This is a genomic window from Treponema succinifaciens DSM 2489 (assembly GCF_000195275.1).
Classification (GTDB): Bacteria; Spirochaetota; Spirochaetia; order Treponematales; family Treponemataceae; genus Treponema_D; species Treponema_D succinifaciens.
The window spans coordinates 714,985-732,872 of record NC_015385.1; the positions used below are offsets into that span (position 1 = coordinate 714,985).

The following is a 17,888-nucleotide window of genomic DNA, read 5'->3' on the forward strand; positions in this document are numbered from 1 at the left end:
TTTCTAAAGCCTTTTCTTTTTTTATATTAAAGTTTGTTTTGTCATTGACAAATGGCACAACATATCAGGAGATCCAAGAATAAAATATCAAAATATTTCCATTCCTGAAAAAGGACAAATTGTAACTGCAAATTTAGGAATGAATATGATTACACAAGGAAAATCTAGTGTAGCAGTAGGAGTTCGTATAAATAAAGAACAGCTAAATGGCTTTGTAAAAGTCGGAGATTATATGCCGACTCAAGAAAATAACGAAAAAATTGTTTTTGAGAATTATCCAAATGGAAATCATATAACAGGAAATACTTTCGGGATTACAGATTATATTTTAGTTTATTACAAAAACACTAATGAACTTAAATATGAAATGTATGGCGGAAGTATGAAAGTAAAAAACTTCAGTGATACAGTTACTAATTTTGAACTTAGAGATGTATATTCTGTTTCTGCAGATAATTTCCAACAAACATTGATTTATCTAGGAAAATCTGGTCAGACAATCAAACTCGCATATAGAGAATTTAACGGAGATTTTATAAAACCAGCTTTTTCTACTGAAGTATCATACGATTTGTCAGAAACAAAAAAAATTGGTTATATGAATTGTGAAATGGAAATTCTGGAAGCAACCAATTCTTATATAAAATATAAAGTAATAAAAAATTTTAATGATTAACCAATAAAGTCTTACTTTAAATAAGTAAAACACATAACAAAGGTTCGTAGCCGACAGGCAGTCAAGCTGCCTGCGGTACAACCAGTTGATATGGTGAGCCAAAAGTCAATATGTAAAAAACAGGAAAAGAACAGTGTCCGCTCTTGTCCGGTAGTGACCACTATGATATTCGTACATAGGCCGAGGCCCGCTCCAGGTCAATGATCTGCCGTAGAACCCTTTTGCTATGTTAACAGGAATCAGATTCTGAAAATCAGAAAATGTCCTAAAACTGGTTTCGAAGATGGTTGTTTATGTACTGCAATCCCCGAATCACTTCGTCCCCTTCCTGAAAATACCGGCCTGCTGTTTTTTTTAATTTGTTAAAACCAAGTTTTTGCATTATTTTTAGAGATATGCAAGTATTAATACAGCCATATGGCAAATCTGAGATTTCTCTATCGTTTCTGTCTGGTTTTACAGAACCTGTATTAAATGCTGTACGAAGGCTTCCCAACCGCAGGTACGAACCCTCACAAAGAATCTGGATTATACCGGATAGTCAGGAATGTATCGATTCGCTCTTACAGAATCTCTACTTAACGGGGCTTTTCACTTATGAGGATGTTAATGAAAATCAGAATTATCCGAGAAATACAAACGACGAATTAATTAATGATTATGTTCAAAATGAAACAAAAAAACTTGAAGAAGTGTTGAAGGTTCGTCATTATTCAAAATGTACAATTGACCGCTATAAAAAATGGGTTCAACTTTTTCTTACTCAAAATAGTGCATCGGAAAGCAATTGTAATAATCAGTCTGCACAGAAAGAAATAAATGAATATTTAAAGTTTCTGGCACTAAAAAAGAATGTCAGTGCATCAACGCAGAATCAGGCTCTCGCAGCGCTTCTTTTCTATTATAGATTTGTAAAAAATGAGCCTATGGAAAAATTAACGAATGTTGTCCATGCAAAGAAAAAAACAAGAATTCCTGTTGTCTTTAGCCGGCAGGAAGTTTCTAAAATCATTGGAAATCTGACAGGAACAAAAAAACTTATAGCAAAGCTTCTTTATGGAACCGGACTGAGACTAAATGAGGCTTTGTCGCTTAGAATCTTAGATTTAGATTTTGACAGAAATGAAATAATTGTTCGTCACGGAAAAGGCGACAAAGACCGCCATGTAATGATTCCCCGAACGCTCATTTGCGAATTAAAATCTCATATAGAAAATTTACGAAAAATTCACGAAGAAGATTTAAAGGCTGGTTTTGGCTCCGTAAAACTTCCCCAGGCTCTTTCTGATAAGTATCAGGGCGGAAGCAAGGAATTTAAATGGCAATGGCTTTTTCCACAAAAAAATAGATGGAAAAATCCCCAGACAGGTGAGGAAGGCAGATGGCATTTAGATGAATCACTTATGCAGCGTGCCGTAAAACAAGCCATTTTGGAAGCTGGCATCAATAAAAACGCAAGTTGCCACACCTTTCGTCATTCTTTTGCAACTCACTTGCTGGAAAACGGATACGATATAAGGACAATCCAGGAGCTTCTTGGTCACAGCGATGTGAGTACCACAATGATTTATACCCATGTCCTAAATCGCGGAGCCGGTGGTGTAATAAGTCCTCTGGATAAAATGTAAAACTTACCAGTATCCGTGTAAAAATCTGTACACATTCGTGAAAGTGTTGTATATTAAGGAATAAGTAAAATGATGTAAGATTTTACACTGACACTTTTTGCAGTGTAAACTTCTTACAACTGATACGGAGAAATTTTGTTATGCTCACAGCCCACTGGGCTGGTGAGGAGGAGTAAAAAAATGAAAAGAAATTTGATATTGATTTTTGTACTTCTGCTTGCGTTATTTAATTCTTGTCAAAATGAAACAGAAAATGGAAATCTAGTTGGAGATAAAACTTCAACTGATATTTCCGATGATGCAAAAAAAGAAAATGAAGAAGATAATATTGGAACTGCCTATATTATGAATGGTTCATTATATAATATTAATTGGTATGTTCCTGATGTTAGCAATGACACTCAATATTTTTCTTTTACAAACTCAAAAATATACTATAGATTTCATTATAATAAGAACTCTACTTTTAGTAGTTTAGGCTCATCCAAAGTTGGTAATATAACGTTTTTAAAAACAGATTTATCAAAATTTGAATATCGCTGGGATGGAAGTATAAGTGGTTCCGAAAAAACAGAAAATATTTTACTTCTCGATAAAGATGTCTTGGTTGTAAATAGTGGATTCGACTGTACAAATGAAATCGCAAAAACTCATATTTGTTATAGAGATTTATCAGCGTATACAAATGATATTCCATTTATGGGTTTTGGAAAAACTGCTCAAAACAGCTATTCCGAGTGGTTTATATTTACTCCATCTGGAAATTGCTATAAGCGATATTTAAATTTTCAAAGTAATGAATTATTAATTGTAAGTGGAACATGGGAAAAAACTGATGACCAGACATATAAAATATTTTGGTCTAAAAATAATAAAAGTAAATATGATATTTTAAGAGGGACACAGTTATATCAAAATGCAAGTGGAAATATAAGTTCTGTTCCTGTAAATTTATATGTTACAAGATATTAAATAGCATAACAAAGGTTCGTAGCCGACAGGCAGTCAAGCTGCCTGCGGTACAACCAGTTGTTATGCTTACACGCCACTGGCGTGATCTAAAGTGGAGGAATTATTTATGACTTTAACAGAAAATATTTTGAAACTATTCGAAATAGTTAATGATTTAAGGAAGAATTTTCCAAATAAAGAATTTACTTTAGATGGTCGTTTAGTTGGCGATATTGGCGAAATCTTAGTTCAAGAAAATTATGATGTTCATTTATATTCTACTTTAGAAAAAACATACGATGGCTATGATTCGTATAATAGAAAAGTTCAAATAAAGGCAACATTTAAAGATAAACTAAGTTTTCCTTGCAATAAAAGTGAAGTTCCTGATTATTACATTGGGATAAAAATTAATTCTGATGGGTCCTTTGAGGAAATTTACAATGGAAAAGGTTCTTATATTTGGGAATTAGTAAAAAGTCGACAAAAGACAAAAACTTCTTCTTTTCAAATTAGTGTTTCATCTCTGAAAAAATTAAATGATAGTGTTGATGTTTTTGATAAAATTGAAGAAAAAAATAATAAAATGAGCGAAGATTCTATTGGTTCATCAATGTATACAATTGGAGAAAGAAAAAACAATAAATATTTGAAAGAAATAGATATCTCTATACTTACTGATTCTATTATGGAAAAATATAGTAAACAGTTAGATTACTGTAATTTAGATAAAGAAGCTTTGGAGGGGAAATATTATGATAGAAAAGGATGGGTTTATTATGGAGAAGGTCCGTTCCATTGTTTTGATTTACAGATTAAAGAACTTGTAAAAAATTAGCATAACATGCACTTCAAAGCGGACGGCAAGTCAAGCTTGCCGCCGTTTAAGTGCGTAGTTATGTGGACGCCCGCACTGGGGCGCTTTTGGAGAAAGAAAAAAAATGAATGGTCCAATAGTTCTAAATATTGCTTTATGTTTGTATGGAAATGCATTTCAACAAAATGAAATAATCCCTGATTTTTTTAGTAATTCAACAGCACAATTTTGTAAGAAAATAGAATTCTCATTAATTAGAAAAAGTCTTTTAGGAAAAACGGAAAAAAAGATAATTTATGAAAATCCAAATAACTTTTTTGATAAACTTGGAGCTTTATATACTCAGTTTAATTTATATTATGAAAGTATTAATAAAAATGATGGTCTTGAAGAGAGAATGAGTGCTGGATTTATTGGTGGCGGTGGAAAGTGGAATTTAGTATCTAAAAATGAAAAAGACACTTCCGTATGGACAGCCTTTTGGGATGTTATTGATCAGAATAATCCAAATAAAAAAATATGGGGTGTAAACTATATAAAAACCGGGAATCAATATTTATGTAATGAAGATGATGATAATTATATAAATAATTTTTATTCAGCTTTAGAAGAAATCTATAATTTTACAATAAAAAAGAATGATTCTGCTTTTGCAAATTGTTTTAAAAATGCAATGACAACGTTAAATTCTAATGGAAAAGAATTATTCGGCTATCATAAAGATTTAGTTCCAAATTGTTATAAAAAAATTGAATACCTGCTTGATGCATGTCAAAGTGCTTGGGTATTCGGTGGAATGGGCTCTTGGAATGATATATGGATAGAAGATGAAAATATTTTAAATGAATATAAAATTGTATCTAATAATTTATATTCTTCGCTTATATCAACTATAATTCAAAGTGTAAATAGTGTAATATAGAGAATAACACATAACACAGGTTCGTAGCCGACAGGCAGTCAAGCTGCCTGCGGTACAACCCATTGTTAGGTGGACGCCCGCACTGGGGCGCTTTTGGAGAAAGAATGAAGAAAAGATTTATTTTTATTGCAAATTTGATTTTGGTTTCGACGGTATTTATTTCCTGTTCCAATTTTAATATATTCAAGGATATTACTTTTGGAAGCGACATGAAAAATGTGGAAAAGATTCTTTCGCAAAACAAGATAAAATATAAAACCTATCCTGCCGCCCCAATGTTGGATATAGACTTAGAAAATCCTGAAGAGATTGCTGATGCACTTAGAAATAAAAGTGCGGGATTGCTTGGCGATATGCTTTATAAAGAATCTATTTATTACTTAAAAAGTATTTGTGGTATTAATTTTCAATCACAAATATTCTTTTTTAATGATAAGTGTACTAACATAAGCCTTCGATGGCATATAAAAAGCAATCCTTCGCTGAGAAACGGTTATATAGCTTCGGAAAAATTAAGAACATATATCACTCAGCAATATCCAGAAAAAAAATTTGAACCTGCAGAAGATAAATTTCACGATGAAACATATGTAATGCAAATTTCAGACACAGTTTCTATTTCCGTTAGAGCTAACACTGAAAACCTTTACTGCGATATGGAAGATTCTGTTTTGCAAGAGCCATATGAAGAATTAAAGAAAAAGGTAAAAGAATTTACTGATTATTATGGAAATGAAGATGATTAAAAAGATACAATAGATGAAGCTCTGAATATATAATCATTGATGTATAAAACATATAACGATGTTTTCAAAACCGATAAAAAGTAAGTCTATAAAAAACAACACATAACAAAGGTTCGTAGCCGACAGCGGGTCGAGCCCGCTGCGGTACAACCCGTTGTTATGTGGACGCTCGCACTGGGGCGCTGTTAGGAAACGAAATGAAAACAATTCAATTAAAAAATGATGATTACAAAGGCTATGTAAACAATCTTCGGCATGCTTGTCGCGGGATTATAATAAATAATGGAAATGTTTTGTTGTGTTATGAATCAAATGAAGACAAGTACATTATTCCGGGTGGTGGACAAGAAGAAAATGAAACTCTTGAACAATGTTGTCAAAGGGAACTTTTAGAAGAAACTGGGATGATTGTAAAAACAAATCCTTGTTATCTAGAAATTGAAGAGTTATTCTTAGATTGGAGACATATTAATCATTATTTTGTTTGTGAAATCATTGAAGATACAGGTACATTCCATCTTACAGAAAATGAAAAACAGGCTGGGTATAAGACAGTTTGGATTCCATTAGATAAGGCTATAGAAATATTTGGAAACTATGAGACTTTTCATAAAACCAACATTGCAGATTATGGGTTGTACAGAAGAGAATTTTTTGCATTAAACGAACTAAAAAAAATCTTAAAAGATGAAAAATCAGGTCAAGTCTGATTTTTAGTACGGCGGGTCAAGCCCGCCTTTTTATTTGACAAAATCAGCATGGTATAATTATAATATAATTATGAATAAAATAATCTTTGAATGGGATCCCGTAAAAGCTGAATTGAATTATACGAAACACAAAGTAACTTTTGAGGAAGCAAAAAGTGTTTTTTATGATGAAAATGCAATCTTAATTGCGGATCCAGACCATTCAAGTATGGATGAAGACAGATTTATCATGCTTGGACTTAGTTCCGAGTTACATATGTTGGTTGTCTGTCATTGTTACAGAGAAAATGACAGAATTCGTATCATTTCGGCACGAAAAGCAGATACGCTTGAAGCCGCACAATATGGAGGAAGATAATATGAGAGACCACTACGATTTTTCAAACGGAATAAAAAATCCTTATGCAGATAGACTCAAAAAACAGATAACAATTCGCCTTGACGACCAGGTAATTGAATATTTTAAGAATATGGCAGAAGAAACTGGTATGCCTTATCAGAATATAATCAATTATTATCTGTTGGATTGTGTAAAAGAAAAGAAATATCTGGAAGTTGCGTTTAGTAAGTAAATCACATAACAAAGGTTCGTAGCCGACAGCGGGTCAAGCCCGCTGCGGTACAACCAGTTGTTAGGCTGACGGCTCACTGAGCCGCTTTTTTTGTGGTATAAGGAGCGAAAAATGAAAGCAAAGACAATCATCATCGGCATACTGGCTGCGGCCGTGCTTGTGGGAACGTCGGCGGCACAGTCCTACGGCGAGAAGAGCCGCCCCGACAGCGTGGGCGACATCGTGTTTGATGACGGCTCGGCGACGGCATGGCACGAGGGGCTTAGGCTCACGGACGAGCAGAAGATGTCTGCTGTAGCGGTCATCTTTTATGTGGGAACGGAGTGCTCCAACAACGGTGAGAAACGCATCCTCGGCGTGGGCCTGGCACAGAAACACCTTTTGTGGTGCACGGAGGACGCGAGTGCATACAGCGTGAATATTGCCACGATTCAGTGCGAAGAAAGCGGAAGCAAGGGCATGTCTACATTTTCGGGTGACAAGGACGGAAGCGACAATCTTGAGCAAATGGGCGCGTATCTTTCAGAAAACGGCATAGAAAACGATACGGCGTATAAAAGCCATTACCCTGCGTTCTACTTCGCCAAGAACTACGCAGAGGAGGTGGAAGAAAGCAATGTGTTCGGCACGAAGTTTGGAAGTGGCTGGTATCTTCCGAGCAGTGCGGAGTTGTTCCAAATCTGGAAGAGCCGTGAGACCGTGAACGCGGCGCTTGCCTCGTGCGGGGGGATGCCGTTTGATTTGGAGGACGGTTGCTACTGGTCGTCAACACAGGCTGCCTCCTTGGACTACTTCGCTCTCTCCCTCGTATTCTCTGATGGGGGCTTTGGCATGAGTTCCAAATATTACGGCAACGACTGTGCTTGTGCAATCCGTGCCTTCCATACTGTGTCCGCGGACAAAAGTCGGTTTTAGGTATTTTAGTGCTAGGGCAAAGAAGCCGTTATAAAACAGTAGCGGAGCGAAGAAGCGGTTGTACGCGACTTTCGTCGCTTGGGATTTGCAAAACAGGAGCGTTGCTTCTAAAAAATATATGGATTTTAGTTTCATAAATATAGAAAGAAATATAAAATCTGTAAGAAATATTTCAGCCTAACATGCACTTCAAAGCCGATGCCGTGTCAAGCACGGCACGCTTTAAGTGCGTAGTTATGTGGACGCCCGCACTGGGTCGCGTTTAAGGAAAAAGTAAATGAATTATAGTCTAGAAAATTTTGAGAATATCTCATTTGATGAATATGACTTAGATTTAAGACAGAAAGAAGTCGATGGAGAGAAAATGAGGTGTAAACATTTGTTTAAAGGTCATTTTCGCACCAAAACGGCAAAAAAACAAAAAAAAAGGTAAATTAAGAGAAATATTTTACGCAAAAGGAGAAAATAATGCATAGTTATTCTGAAAATGATTTTTTTGACAAAATCGAAGATTTGACGCTCCAAAAATACGAAGATGGTACGTTTTTTTGCAGAATCACAAAACCGCATGTTTGCGACGGTGATTTAATCGACATTCAAGATGTCGGCGACGAAGTGCGTTTTGAGAAGCTCAAGCCGAAAATCCTTTTGTTTGCCAAAAAGTTCCTCGCGATTTTGAAAACCGTCCTCGATTACACCGAAAAAAATGAATCAGGGCTAAAATATGACGTGGGCGGAGTTTATATGGAAGACGATACTCATTTTGTCTTCGATATGTGGCAAGAGGACGTAAACAACCAGTTTGACGTTTATATTTCTTACAAAGACGGTGTTTTCATTTTTGAGAACTTCAACAACAGCGTTGATGTCGGTACAGTCGTAGAGTAGCAGAAAATGAAATCGCTTGCCAAGCAAATCGGATTCACAATCATCGCAATACAGTCTCTTCTCGTTCTTTCCTCATGTTTTGCAGGAGGAAAAATTATAAAAGTAAAAAAGGAAACTTTCAGAAAGCAAGTCAAGCTTGCTGAAAAAAAGAATTGAACTTTAATCTTGGAACGAAGAAACGGTTATATTGGTAAACAAAAAAATCAGGTCAAGCCTGATTTTTTAATGAAAAGGAAGTATGAATGTTAGAACGTTCAATAACAATTTTTGACAATAAAACTGAATTGTTAATAAAGGAAATTGTTATTACACCTAATTTTAGTCTTTTAAAGAAAAAATATAAAGAAGAATTAAATACCGACCCGTTACTATATTATGAATATGAAATAAAAAAAGACGATGTTGAATTTTATAAAAAGTTAATAGATATTGATTTTGAATTTGATAAATATAGTTATTTCTTATCATGTTCAGAAGTAAAATAAAAAACACATAACAAAGGTTATGTGGACGCCCGCACTGGGGCGCTTTTTGACAAAATAAATAAACATTGGGAAAAAAAATTGAACATTGAAAAAATTAAAAAGAATATATCAAAAATCATCTTTGTTTTAGTTTTTATAGAAAACTTATGTAGACTTCTGATAAATCATGAAAATGTACAAACATTTGGATGGTTGGAGTTGATTCCGCTTAGTATATTAGTTGTTTTGACATTTTATGAATTCAAGAATACTGAAAGAGCAAAGATGCTTTTTACAATATATTGGGCTTTTGATTTTATAACGGGATTTTCTTATTTATTAAAAAAAATAAATCCTGTGTATTTTTCTATGTTCCCGTCAAGCTCTTGGCTTTTTGAAATTATCTATATAATTAAATATTCTCAAAATCAACTGTTTGTTGACCTGATAAGTATTATTTTACTTTGGGTTGGATATTATTTTGAATACAAGAGAATTTGCAAATTTGAAAAGAAAAATTATAAAGAAGTTGAATATAAAAAAATAACAGTTTCGTCAGTGATTGCTTTAGTAAACATTTTGATTTTATGTTACTCAGTTTTTATAATCTTTAACAACCATTTTGTAGACATGGAAATATCAAGTACTGGCATTTCATACAAAAAAGCACAAATTGTGATGGTTTTCTATTTTCTTTTAGAAGCTGCGATAATTTCAATTCCATTGGCAATAGTCGGCTTGATATTTGAATTAATTGCAAAGTATAAAAACAAAATAGGAAAGATTATCAATAAGCTGCTTTTGACATTGTATCTGCTAGTAATAATTATAAACATTATTATTTATGAAGTATGGTATTGAAGTAAATGTTCAAAAAAATCACATAACATGGTTTTCAAAACCGATAAAAACTTTGTCACAAAAGTTGCTTTTCGTGGCTTTACGCCACCGCAACTTTTGCGCCAATTCTGCCGTTGGCAGAACCGTTTTTGCGGTTTAAAACGCTAGTTATGTGGACGCCCGCACTGGGGCGCTTGAGGAGAAAAAAATTGAAAAAAAATATTATTTTGGGAATGGGAATATTATTACTTTTTTCACAATTCCTTTTTTCACAATCATATTATATTAATAAAGATACTCATAATTATAATCCGAGAGGTTTCCAACCTGATGTGGATTTACCTAAGGGTTCTATAATATATTTGGATAAGGATTCCGAGGTTAGTTCATATAGACCAGATGAAGATACAAACATTATAAAAATATCAGGTCTATATCAAGAGCAAAAATTAACATTTTATTCTTCTGATGTCAATATTTTAAATAATGATACGTTTGATTCGGAGTTATTAGAAAAAAAATGGATTCCTTCATATTATTTTTCTATTTTAAAATCAAAACAAATACAACAGTCTTTATTGGATTATGAACCGTTTTGGAAAAAGTGGGTGGCTATTGATTCCTGGGAAACAAACTGGATAGATGCTTATAATATAACAAATATCATTTTATCAAATACAAATTTGTTTATCCCGATGATAGGTCATTTAGAATCTTCATATGTTATTTTTTCAACATTAAAACGAACTGATACCGGATACATAGCAAAAATAAAAAGTGTTGATTCTTATACAAATCATCCCGAATTTGTTTCTTTGTTAAATGCAAATGATAATTCTTTATTAAGTTTTATTATTGATGGAGATTATATGACAATGAAACTTGATGATAAAGAAATTATCAAACTATGTGCTTGTGATGATTCTATGTATTTTTTTATCAAAAATTGTATAAAAAATAACACCTGCGACCTTTCCCGCGTTACCTGGCCTCGCCACGCTGACGGTTCATGCGACTACGACGGAAGTAAAAAAACAACTGCAGTTCAAACTGCAAAAGCAACTCCTTCTACCAACGTTGCACAAAAAAAAACAATGACCGTCAAAGAAAACCTGAAGCTCCGTTCCGGCGAAGCAACATCTACACAGGTTCTTACAGTAATGCAAGCTGGCGCTAAGGTAAAAATCCTTGAACTAGGCAAATCCGAGACAATCGATGGAATAAGCAGCAACTGGGTAAAAGTTGAAGTTCAAAAAGGTGCGAAAGACCGCGATGGGAACCCGATTAAGGCCGGTACTGTTGGCTGGTGTTACGGTGGTTATTTAGAGTAAAATCACATAACAAAGGTTCGTAGCCGACAGCGGGTCAAGCCCGCTGCGGTACAACCAGTTGTTAGGCGGACGGGCCACTGGCCCGCTTATTGTTAATAAGAAAGTCCTCCAACATTTTTCTCTAAAGTCATTCGTTGAATGACAAAAAAGTAAAAATCGTAGGAGGATTTTTATGGACGCAAACAAAATTGACATGTTTTTTGTAGCAAATGGAAAGAAACTACCTTCAGAAAAGGCTGTTCTTATTCGTGAAAAAATGGCACAGGCAGATGACTCACGATATGCCACAATCAGCTCTGTTGAACTGAAAGACCCGACAACTATGCTTCTTGTAAGTATTTTCCTTGGAGAACTTGGAGTTGACCGTTTTATGCTGGGGGAAACAGGTATGGGAATTTTGAAACTTCTTACAGCCGGCTTATGCGGTATTCTATGGCTCATCGATTTGATTGGCATTACAAAGAAAGTAAAGGACTACAACTACAATGAATTGATGAAGATTCTGTAATCCGAGATAAGGAAACTTTTGTTTCAAGCACGAAAGTTTCCTTTAATTTTTTTCAAATTAATATATGACCTGCATTATTAGAGAGATTTTTAATTGTCCATGCCCTACTTGTGGAGTAACAAGAGCTTTGATTTCCTTGTTAAAAGGAGATTTACAGGGGTATTTTCACTACAATTTGATGGCAGTTCCATTATGCATAGCGACAGTTTTGATGATTATTGGCACAAAAGTAAAAATAAAAAAGCTCCAGATTATAAGTGTTGTAATTTTATTAATAAACATACCGTATTATTTTTATAGACTGAGGCTTGGGGTAATTCCATAAAAACACACTTTCAAGTCGAAAAAAAAATAAATTCTATGATATAATAAAGGGAAAATTTGGTTGCAAGGAGGAACATATGCCTTTGACTGAAGTACAGGAAAAATTGAAAAAAATTCCAGACGAATATCTGGGTGAAGTATATAATTACCTTGAATTGCTGGAATATAAAATTCTATACAAAAAACAAAACGAACCTTCCAAAAGAAAGTTTCCAAATCGTCACCCTGGAATTTTAAAAGATCCGAATTTCTATATGTCTCCAGATTTTGATGAGCCTTTAGAAGATTTTAAGGAGTATATGTGAAATATCTTTTAGACACACATGCACTGCTGTGGTATTTATATGACGATAATAATCTTTCCTCAACAGCAAAAGAACTGATCACAAATGAGTATTGCTATTACAGTAAAGTTTCACTATGGGAAATTGCCATAAAGCAGACTAGGAAACTTCTTGAATATAAACAGTCAATTTCTGAAATTATCGAAGCCTGCAGGGAGGAAGAATTCGAGGAGCTTGCTGTATCAGGAACCTCATTGGAATTGATAAAAACGTTGCCTGATGTTCATCGAGATCCATTTGACAGACTGTTGATTGCCATGGCAAAAGAAAATAGTTTTACAATTATTACAAAAGACTCAAAAATTCCATTGTATGATGTAAAGACAATTTGGTAGATAATCGCCTAACATGGTTTTCAAAACCGATAAAAACTTTGTCACAAAAGTTGCTATTCGTGGCTTTGCGCTACCGCAACTTTTGCGCCAATTTTGCCTACGGCAAAACCGTTTTTACGGTTTAAAACGCTAGTTAGGCGGACGGGCCATTGGCCCGCTGGGTTTTAAAGTATAAAAATTCTTTTGTAAAGGTAAAAATCCACTGTACGCCCTTTACGGGCTAAAAGAATAATTCCTTGTAAACGAGAAATAAAGGAAAAAGGAATATTTTGAGAGCAAGTCAAGCTTGCTCTCAAAATGAATTGAACATAGAAATTAAAAAATCCCCTGTCGGAGCTGGCTTTGCAGTCGAAGGGGATTGGATTCGTAGTTTAGGCTTGCATCTGTTGCAACCAAGATTAGCAGCCGTGAATTAATAATGAATTAATTTTATGTCGCAGTTTCAAGTCACTGCGGAACTGATATTTGAGTACAAGTTTTTTTACGCTACCTCAAGAAGCTGTACTTACTTCCTTGTGTAGCTCACATCAGACAGCTCTTTCTTAAGCTCGGCACTTGGGGTAAAGAGAACACGCAGGTTCTTAATATCATTCGAACTTACGTCCTCTGCCTTTTCATGCCCTACAGAACTGAATGAAAGCTTAAATATTCCAAACTTGTTCAGTCTGATGCGGTTGGAACTTTTCAGGTATTGCGGCATCTTATCCAAGAAACTCTCGATAACAGCTACAATATCTGCCGGGGTCAGCGTGCAGGACTTGGAAATTTCCTTTGCCAATGCATTGACATCGATTTCCTCGCCGTACTCAGCCGACGCATAATACTTAGAATCCGCCTCTCTGTTGAGCGGGTTCTGTCTCTTTGTTACAGAATACATCATATAATGTACCCTCCATGATTAAACTACTTTTGAAGTACCGTATAAGCACCTCCGCTAGCGATTTTTTCTCTGGGAACTCCAACGGAGCCCATATCTTCGGCCGAAAGATACGATTTAAAAATAATAAATTCATGTGGCAGTCGGCAAGTCTTTTTCCGAAAATTTTAAGGATTTTACCGTAAAATTCTCAGTGAGTTTTACCCAAAAAGTCTCTGAGTTTTTTAAAATTCTCACTGCCTTTTTAAAAATTCTCAGTGAGAATTTTGCATGTCTGGAAAAGAAAAAAAAATAATTTGTTTTTCTCTTGTTATCGTGAGTTTTTATTGTGTTTTCTGTTAAAATATGATATAATACATCTAATGAGTGCAAGTTATAAAAAACTTTGGAAAATCTTAATTGACCGAGACATGAATAAAAGTGATTTAATTCAAAAGGCGAACATTACTAGCAATATTGTAGCCAAGATGGGAAGAGGTGAAGACGTGTCAATGGAAAGCCTTCGTAAAATATGCCTTGCACTTGATTGTGAGATTGGAGATATCATGGAACTAAATATAAAAGAAACAAAAGATAATAAATAGAGTGTCATTATTTGGCATTATGTATACTGTAAAATGTTTGAAAAGGTTTCTTTTAAAATTTAATTATCTTTGCTAAGGAGCGAGCAGTATGAATGGAATCATTGCTTCGCCTATGAATTATATAGGCGGGAAATATAAGATACTTCCACAAATTTTACCTCTGTTTCCAGAGAATATAGGAACTTTTGTTGATTTGTTTTGTGGTGGCTGTAATGTAGGAATAAATGTTCCAGCAAAAAAAACTGTTTTTAATGATAATCTTACCTTTTTAGTAGATTTGTATAAGAGTTTCAATTCATTATCTGTAGACGAAATTTTAAATCACATAGAAACTCGTATAAAACAGTTTAATCTTTCTTTAACAAACAAAGAAGGTTATCTTGAACTTAGAAAACTCTATAATTCTGAAAAAAATCCCTTGGACTTGTTTGTCTTAACGGCATACTCATTCAATCACCAGATAAGATTCAATAATTCTCACGAATTCAACAATCCTTTTGGAAAAGACAGGAGTTGCTTCAACGAACACATGAAAAACAATTTGTTAAGTTTCTTAAAAGAGTTGGAATCTAGAAATGTTGAGTTTACCTCCTTAAATTTTGATGTTTTTGATTTTTCAAATCTTTCCAATAACGACTTTGTATATTGTGATCCACCATATTTGATAACAACAGGTACTTACAATGACGGCAAGCGAGGTTTTACCGGCTGGGGCGAAGAGCAAGAAAGAAAACTCTTACAGATTCTTGATGAGATAAACAAGAATAATGTTTATTTTGCACTGTCAAATGTTCTTGTGCATAAAGGTAAAGAGAATCTGATTTTGAAAAGTTGGGTTGCAGAGAAGAAATATTTTGTTTCATATCTTTCAAAAGATTATTCAAATTCAAATTATCATACAATTGACAGGAATAAGAATTCTACTGTTGAGGTTTTAATAACGAATTACAATCCTCAAACGATAGTTCAAGAAAATTTTGCTCTAAAGTTGGCTTAAAATGCGGTACATTGGAAATAAAGAAAACATTTTGGAAAACATTTATACAATTCTCCAAGCAAATAATGTATCTGGTAAAACATTTTTTGATTTCTTTGCAGGAACTACAAATGTAGGTCGTTTTTTTAAATCCAAAAATTATCAGGTTTCGTCTTCCGATATTCTCTACCTTTCCTATTGTTTACAAAAAGCATACATTGAAAATAACTCTGAGCCAAAGTTTGAAAAATTACTAAAGATACTTCCAGAACCAAATAATAAGAATTTGTTTTCAACGCCACTTGAGACTGTTTCAAATTATCTAAATTCACTTGATGGTGTTGAAGGTTTCATATTTCAAAATTATACACCAGCAGGAACCAAAGAACTGCAACAGCCAAGAATGTATTTTATTGACGAAAATGGGAAAAAGATAGATGCAATTCGTCAACAAATTGAAAACTGGAAAAACGATAATTTAATTTCGGAATCAGAATACTACGTTTTACTTACTTCTCTAATAGAAACAATTGGTTTTTATTCAAATATTGCAGGTGTTTATGCAGCATTCCATAAACATTGGGATTTTAGAGCTTTAAGACCATTGGAATTGAGAACGATTCAATTTGTGGATAATGGAAAAGAAAATAAAGTCTATAATGACGACAGCATGAACCTTCTTGACAAAATAAATGTAGACATTTTGTATCTTGACCCACCCTATAATGAAAGACAATATGCTCCGAATTATCATATTTTAGAAACAATTGCGAAATACGACGAACCAAAATTGCGTGGTGTTACTGGAATGAGGGATTATTCATCTCAAAAATCTAGATTCTGTAATCCTACAACAGCTTTAGAAGATTTGAATAAAATTGCAAAAGAAGCGAAGTACAATTTTCTTGTTTTAAGTTACAATTCAGAAGGAATAATGCCGTCTGAAAAAATTTTAGATACATTAAAACAATATGGAACTGTAAAACTTGAACAGTTTGAGTATGCAAGATTTAAAAGTAATAATAACGGTCTTGCTCGTACAAAAAAAACAGTTTTCGAACAATTATATATACTTAAAAGAGAGGCATAAAATGAATTTGTGGATTTTGACAGAAGAAAGACCTAAGAAAGAAGTATTGAAAATGATTTTTGAATACTTCGCCAAAGACCAAAACTGTGGATTCTTTGGAGATTCTATCCGTATTATTCCTCTTTTATACAAAGACAAAACATTCTCTTTTACTTATGAGGTTATTGGCTTCAAATGTGCGAAAGTTGATAGAATTTACATTAAAACTGTTTCGGGAAGTTCAAGTTTTACAGATTTCCTCGTTTTTTATCAGGACAATTTACCAACCGTAAAAGATACTCCACTTTATGCGATTGAGGAAACAAAAACTGATGATAAGGAAAGCCGTAATACAGGTGTTTATCAGCGTTGTTCAAAGTTTGTTTTCATTCAGAATTATTATCCAAAAACAAAATTGGTAATGCTTTATGCTTTACAAGTGGGACAAAAAGAGAAACCGACAGAAACATACATTTTTGGAACTCGTTTACTTTTGACCTTAGGTGTAGAAATCCTCGGAAAGAAACTTGATCCTAATATTTTTAAACCTTTTACATCGATAGAAGAGTTAAGAATCGCAAAAGCAAATATGCGACCTGCTCCTGCAGGGAATATCCCAATCGCAATAAACATTGCAGATGAGGACTGGATTCAAGTTTCAGGTCGTTTGTTTAAAAGCGGCGGACTTTCCCATGACCCGAATATTGGAGCCTTGAGTATTATTTCTGCAGTCATTAGGAAACTTGGGTTTAAGGGAAAAATTGAAATCATTATGCATGGTCTTGAACAAAGGCATGTTGGAAAAACAAACAAATTTGTTCAGATTGCAAATGTTCTTGGAATAGAATTGGAAGGATTAACACTCCCAAAAGCAACCTTGCCAGAAGATTACTGGCATTACGAAACAAAAGGTGAAAAACTTGGAACAATATTCATTCACTTGGTTGTAGAAAATTTTACAGAAAGTTATTCAATTTTTGAAAACCATGCAGGATGTGAAAAAGGATATTTCGTAACAAAAGATGGACAGCACTTAGCTCTTGAGAAATATGCCGATAGAGATGCATATAAAGCCGGAGATAAAAATCAGATAATCTATATTCCTGATTTAGTTTTGCTCGACATTTCAGAAACAGAAGTTATCACAATTGAGGGTAAGAAATATGAGTTCAAGCAGAACGGCATCGACGAACTGAACAATTATGACACATTTGATGAGAGATATTTAAAAGTCTACTACCCTGAATTTAAGATTGTTCGTACTGTAGTACTTTATGGCAGTAAAAATGAACAAATCGCCGAAATTGAAGTAGGATTTTTGCTCAATGAAAACGGAAAACTTGTTCTTGGTATAAAAGCTCCTAAACTATTCAAACGAGCAATTTCAAATCTGTTAGACTATTGGAATTAA

24 protein-coding genes are annotated in these 17,888 nt (G+C 34.0%); 23 read left to right on the plus strand and 1 reads right to left on the minus strand.

The window, feature by feature from the left end; genetic code table 11:
* The first annotated feature begins 145 nt into the window (after nt 1-145).
* The 19 genes from TRESU_RS14070 to TRESU_RS03375 all read left to right on the plus strand — a co-directional run bounded on the left by TRESU_RS14070 (nt 146) and on the right by TRESU_RS03375 (nt 12,971).
* Nucleotides 146-676, plus strand: coding sequence for a hypothetical protein (locus TRESU_RS14070; RefSeq protein ID WP_013700896.1), 531 nt, complete (start codon nt 146-148; stop codon nt 674-676).
* Between the two features lie 395 nt (nt 677-1,071).
* Nucleotides 1,072-2,304: an integron integrase gene (locus TRESU_RS03300; RefSeq protein WP_013700897.1), complete on the plus strand. Its 1,233-nt coding sequence runs from the start codon at nt 1,072-1,074 to the stop codon at nt 2,302-2,304.
* Nucleotides 2,305-2,484: 180 nt separating this feature from the next.
* On the plus strand, nt 2,485-3,276 hold the full coding sequence (locus TRESU_RS03305) for a hypothetical protein (protein WP_013700898.1): 792 nt from the start codon (nt 2,485-2,487) through the stop codon (nt 3,274-3,276).
* Nucleotides 3,277-3,382: 106 nt separating this feature from the next.
* Complete coding sequence (locus TRESU_RS15295; RefSeq protein WP_013700899.1) at nt 3,383-4,093, plus strand: DUF6998 domain-containing protein; 711 nt, start codon at nt 3,383-3,385, stop codon at nt 4,091-4,093.
* Nucleotides 4,094-4,196: 103 nt separating this feature from the next.
* A complete protein-coding gene (locus TRESU_RS03315) occupies nt 4,197-4,994 on the plus strand; it encodes a hypothetical protein (RefSeq protein WP_013700900.1) in 798 nt (265 codons plus the stop codon).
* Between the two features lie 104 nt (nt 4,995-5,098).
* A complete protein-coding gene (locus tag TRESU_RS03320) occupies nt 5,099-5,740 on the plus strand; it encodes a hypothetical protein (protein ID WP_013700901.1) in 642 nt (213 codons plus the stop codon).
* 197 nt (nt 5,741-5,937) lie between these two features.
* The gene (locus TRESU_RS03325) at nt 5,938-6,450 is read left to right on the plus strand and encodes an NUDIX hydrolase (protein WP_013700902.1); all 513 of its coding nucleotides are present in this window, start codon (nt 5,938-5,940) and stop codon (nt 6,448-6,450) included.
* Between the two features lie 70 nt (nt 6,451-6,520).
* On the plus strand, nt 6,521-6,808 hold the full coding sequence (locus tag TRESU_RS03330; RefSeq protein ID WP_013700903.1) for a BrnT family toxin: 288 nt from the start codon (nt 6,521-6,523) through the stop codon (nt 6,806-6,808).
* Between the two features lies 1 nt (nt 6,809).
* Nucleotides 6,810-7,022 carry a BrnA antitoxin family protein gene (locus TRESU_RS03335; RefSeq protein WP_013700904.1) on the plus strand — a complete coding sequence of 71 codons (213 nt, stop codon included), beginning with the start codon at nt 6,810-6,812 and terminating at the stop codon, nt 7,020-7,022.
* A 111-nt stretch (nt 7,023-7,133) separates the two neighbouring features.
* Nucleotides 7,134-7,937, plus strand: a complete 804-nt coding sequence (locus tag TRESU_RS03340) for an Lcl C-terminal domain-containing protein (RefSeq protein ID WP_013700905.1) — start codon at nt 7,134-7,136, stop codon at nt 7,935-7,937.
* 468 nt (nt 7,938-8,405) lie between these two features.
* Nucleotides 8,406-8,825, plus strand: a complete 420-nt coding sequence (locus TRESU_RS03345; protein WP_013700906.1) for a hypothetical protein — start codon at nt 8,406-8,408, stop codon at nt 8,823-8,825.
* A 6-nt stretch (nt 8,826-8,831) separates the two neighbouring features.
* Nucleotides 8,832-8,981 carry a hypothetical protein gene (locus TRESU_RS15080; protein ID WP_169309733.1) on the plus strand — a complete coding sequence of 50 codons (150 nt, stop codon included), beginning with the start codon at nt 8,832-8,834 and terminating at the stop codon, nt 8,979-8,981.
* 86 nt (nt 8,982-9,067) lie between these two features.
* Nucleotides 9,068-9,310 (plus strand): DUF7683 domain-containing protein, encoded by a 243-nt coding sequence (locus TRESU_RS03350; protein ID WP_013700907.1) that lies wholly within the window; start codon nt 9,068-9,070, stop codon nt 9,308-9,310.
* 21 nt (nt 9,311-9,331) lie between these two features.
* On the plus strand, nt 9,332-10,150 hold the full coding sequence (locus TRESU_RS03355; protein ID WP_013700908.1) for a hypothetical protein: 819 nt from the start codon (nt 9,332-9,334) through the stop codon (nt 10,148-10,150).
* A gap of 188 nt (nt 10,151-10,338) precedes the next feature.
* Nucleotides 10,339-11,460 (plus strand): SH3 domain-containing protein, encoded by a 1,122-nt coding sequence (locus tag TRESU_RS03360; RefSeq protein ID WP_013700909.1) that lies wholly within the window; start codon nt 10,339-10,341, stop codon nt 11,458-11,460.
* Nucleotides 11,461-11,632: 172 nt separating this feature from the next.
* Nucleotides 11,633-11,968: a TM2 domain-containing protein gene (locus TRESU_RS03365; protein WP_013700910.1), complete on the plus strand. Its 336-nt coding sequence runs from the start codon at nt 11,633-11,635 to the stop codon at nt 11,966-11,968.
* A gap of 64 nt (nt 11,969-12,032) precedes the next feature.
* Entirely contained in the window at nt 12,033-12,293 is a 261-nt protein-coding gene (locus tag TRESU_RS14605) for a DUF2752 domain-containing protein (protein ID WP_013700911.1), read from the plus strand.
* Nucleotides 12,294-12,369: 76 nt separating this feature from the next.
* Entirely contained in the window at nt 12,370-12,597 is a 228-nt protein-coding gene (locus tag TRESU_RS03370; RefSeq protein WP_013700912.1) for a DUF2281 domain-containing protein, read from the plus strand.
* A complete protein-coding gene (locus TRESU_RS03375) occupies nt 12,594-12,971 on the plus strand; it encodes a type II toxin-antitoxin system VapC family toxin (RefSeq protein ID WP_013700913.1) in 378 nt (125 codons plus the stop codon). The genes TRESU_RS03370 and TRESU_RS03375 overlap by 4 nt, the downstream gene beginning before the upstream one ends.
* Before the next feature lie 505 nt (nt 12,972-13,476).
* Here TRESU_RS03375 and TRESU_RS03380 read toward each other — a convergent pair.
* Nucleotides 13,477-13,851, minus strand: coding sequence for an HU family DNA-binding protein (locus tag TRESU_RS03380; RefSeq protein WP_013700914.1), 375 nt, complete (start codon nt 13,849-13,851; stop codon nt 13,477-13,479).
* Nucleotides 13,852-14,210: 359 nt separating this feature from the next.
* On the opposite strand from TRESU_RS03380, the gene TRESU_RS03385 reads away from it, so the two are divergent.
* The 4 genes from TRESU_RS03385 (at nt 14,211) to TRESU_RS03400 (ending at nt 17,888) form a co-directional block, all read left to right on the plus strand.
* Nucleotides 14,211-14,432 (plus strand): helix-turn-helix domain-containing protein, encoded by a 222-nt coding sequence (locus TRESU_RS03385; RefSeq protein WP_013700915.1) that lies wholly within the window; start codon nt 14,211-14,213, stop codon nt 14,430-14,432.
* An 88-nt stretch (nt 14,433-14,520) separates the two neighbouring features.
* Nucleotides 14,521-15,429, plus strand: a complete 909-nt coding sequence (locus TRESU_RS03390) for a DNA adenine methylase (RefSeq protein WP_013700916.1) — start codon at nt 14,521-14,523, stop codon at nt 15,427-15,429.
* 1 nt (nt 15,430) lies between these two features.
* A complete protein-coding gene (locus TRESU_RS03395) occupies nt 15,431-16,498 on the plus strand; it encodes a DNA adenine methylase (protein WP_013700917.1) in 1,068 nt (355 codons plus the stop codon).
* Nucleotides 16,410-17,888 (plus strand): hypothetical protein, encoded by a 1,479-nt coding sequence (locus TRESU_RS03400; RefSeq protein ID WP_215904939.1) that lies wholly within the window; start codon nt 16,410-16,412, stop codon nt 17,886-17,888. Before TRESU_RS03395 ends, TRESU_RS03400 begins: the two co-directional genes overlap by 89 nt.

Excerpts from the sequence above, each read along its gene's own strand:
- TRESU_RS03390 (WP_013700916.1), top strand. The coding sequence starts at position 14,521 with ATGAATGGAATCATTGCTTCGCCTATGAATTATATAGGCGGGAAATAT.
- TRESU_RS15080 (WP_169309733.1), top strand. The coding sequence starts at position 8,832 with ATGAAATCGCTTGCCAAGCAAATCGGATTCACAATCATCGCAATACAG.
- TRESU_RS03340 (WP_013700905.1), top strand. The coding sequence starts at position 7,134 with ATGAAAGCAAAGACAATCATCATCGGCATACTGGCTGCGGCCGTGCTT.
- TRESU_RS03365 (WP_013700910.1), top strand. The coding sequence starts at position 11,633 with ATGGACGCAAACAAAATTGACATGTTTTTTGTAGCAAATGGAAAGAAA.
- TRESU_RS14070 (WP_013700896.1), top strand. The coding sequence starts at position 146 with ATGATTACACAAGGAAAATCTAGTGTAGCAGTAGGAGTTCGTATAAAT.
- TRESU_RS03385 (WP_013700915.1), top strand. The coding sequence starts at position 14,211 with ATGAGTGCAAGTTATAAAAAACTTTGGAAAATCTTAATTGACCGAGAC.
- TRESU_RS14605 (WP_013700911.1), top strand. The coding sequence starts at position 12,033 with ATGACCTGCATTATTAGAGAGATTTTTAATTGTCCATGCCCTACTTGT.
- TRESU_RS03315 (WP_013700900.1), top strand. The coding sequence starts at position 4,197 with ATGAATGGTCCAATAGTTCTAAATATTGCTTTATGTTTGTATGGAAAT.
- TRESU_RS03395 (WP_013700917.1), top strand. The coding sequence starts at position 15,431 with ATGCGGTACATTGGAAATAAAGAAAACATTTTGGAAAACATTTATACA.
- TRESU_RS03330 (WP_013700903.1), top strand. The coding sequence starts at position 6,521 with ATGAATAAAATAATCTTTGAATGGGATCCCGTAAAAGCTGAATTGAAT.
- TRESU_RS03305 (WP_013700898.1), top strand. The coding sequence starts at position 2,485 with ATGAAAAGAAATTTGATATTGATTTTTGTACTTCTGCTTGCGTTATTT.
- TRESU_RS03370 (WP_013700912.1), top strand. The coding sequence starts at position 12,370 with ATGCCTTTGACTGAAGTACAGGAAAAATTGAAAAAAATTCCAGACGAA.
- TRESU_RS03380 (WP_013700914.1), bottom strand. The coding sequence starts at position 13,851 with ATGATGTATTCTGTAACAAAGAGACAGAACCCGCTCAACAGAGAGGCG.
- TRESU_RS03345 (WP_013700906.1), top strand. The coding sequence starts at position 8,406 with ATGCATAGTTATTCTGAAAATGATTTTTTTGACAAAATCGAAGATTTG.
- TRESU_RS03350 (WP_013700907.1), top strand. The coding sequence starts at position 9,068 with ATGTTAGAACGTTCAATAACAATTTTTGACAATAAAACTGAATTGTTA.
- TRESU_RS03320 (WP_013700901.1), top strand. The coding sequence starts at position 5,099 with ATGAAGAAAAGATTTATTTTTATTGCAAATTTGATTTTGGTTTCGACG.
- TRESU_RS03300 (WP_013700897.1), top strand. The coding sequence starts at position 1,072 with ATGCAAGTATTAATACAGCCATATGGCAAATCTGAGATTTCTCTATCG.
- TRESU_RS03400 (WP_215904939.1), top strand. The coding sequence starts at position 16,410 with ATGCAAGATTTAAAAGTAATAATAACGGTCTTGCTCGTACAAAAAAAA.
- TRESU_RS03325 (WP_013700902.1), top strand. The coding sequence starts at position 5,938 with ATGAAAACAATTCAATTAAAAAATGATGATTACAAAGGCTATGTAAAC.
- TRESU_RS03335 (WP_013700904.1), top strand. The coding sequence starts at position 6,810 with ATGAGAGACCACTACGATTTTTCAAACGGAATAAAAAATCCTTATGCA.
- TRESU_RS15295 (WP_013700899.1), top strand. The coding sequence starts at position 3,383 with ATGACTTTAACAGAAAATATTTTGAAACTATTCGAAATAGTTAATGAT.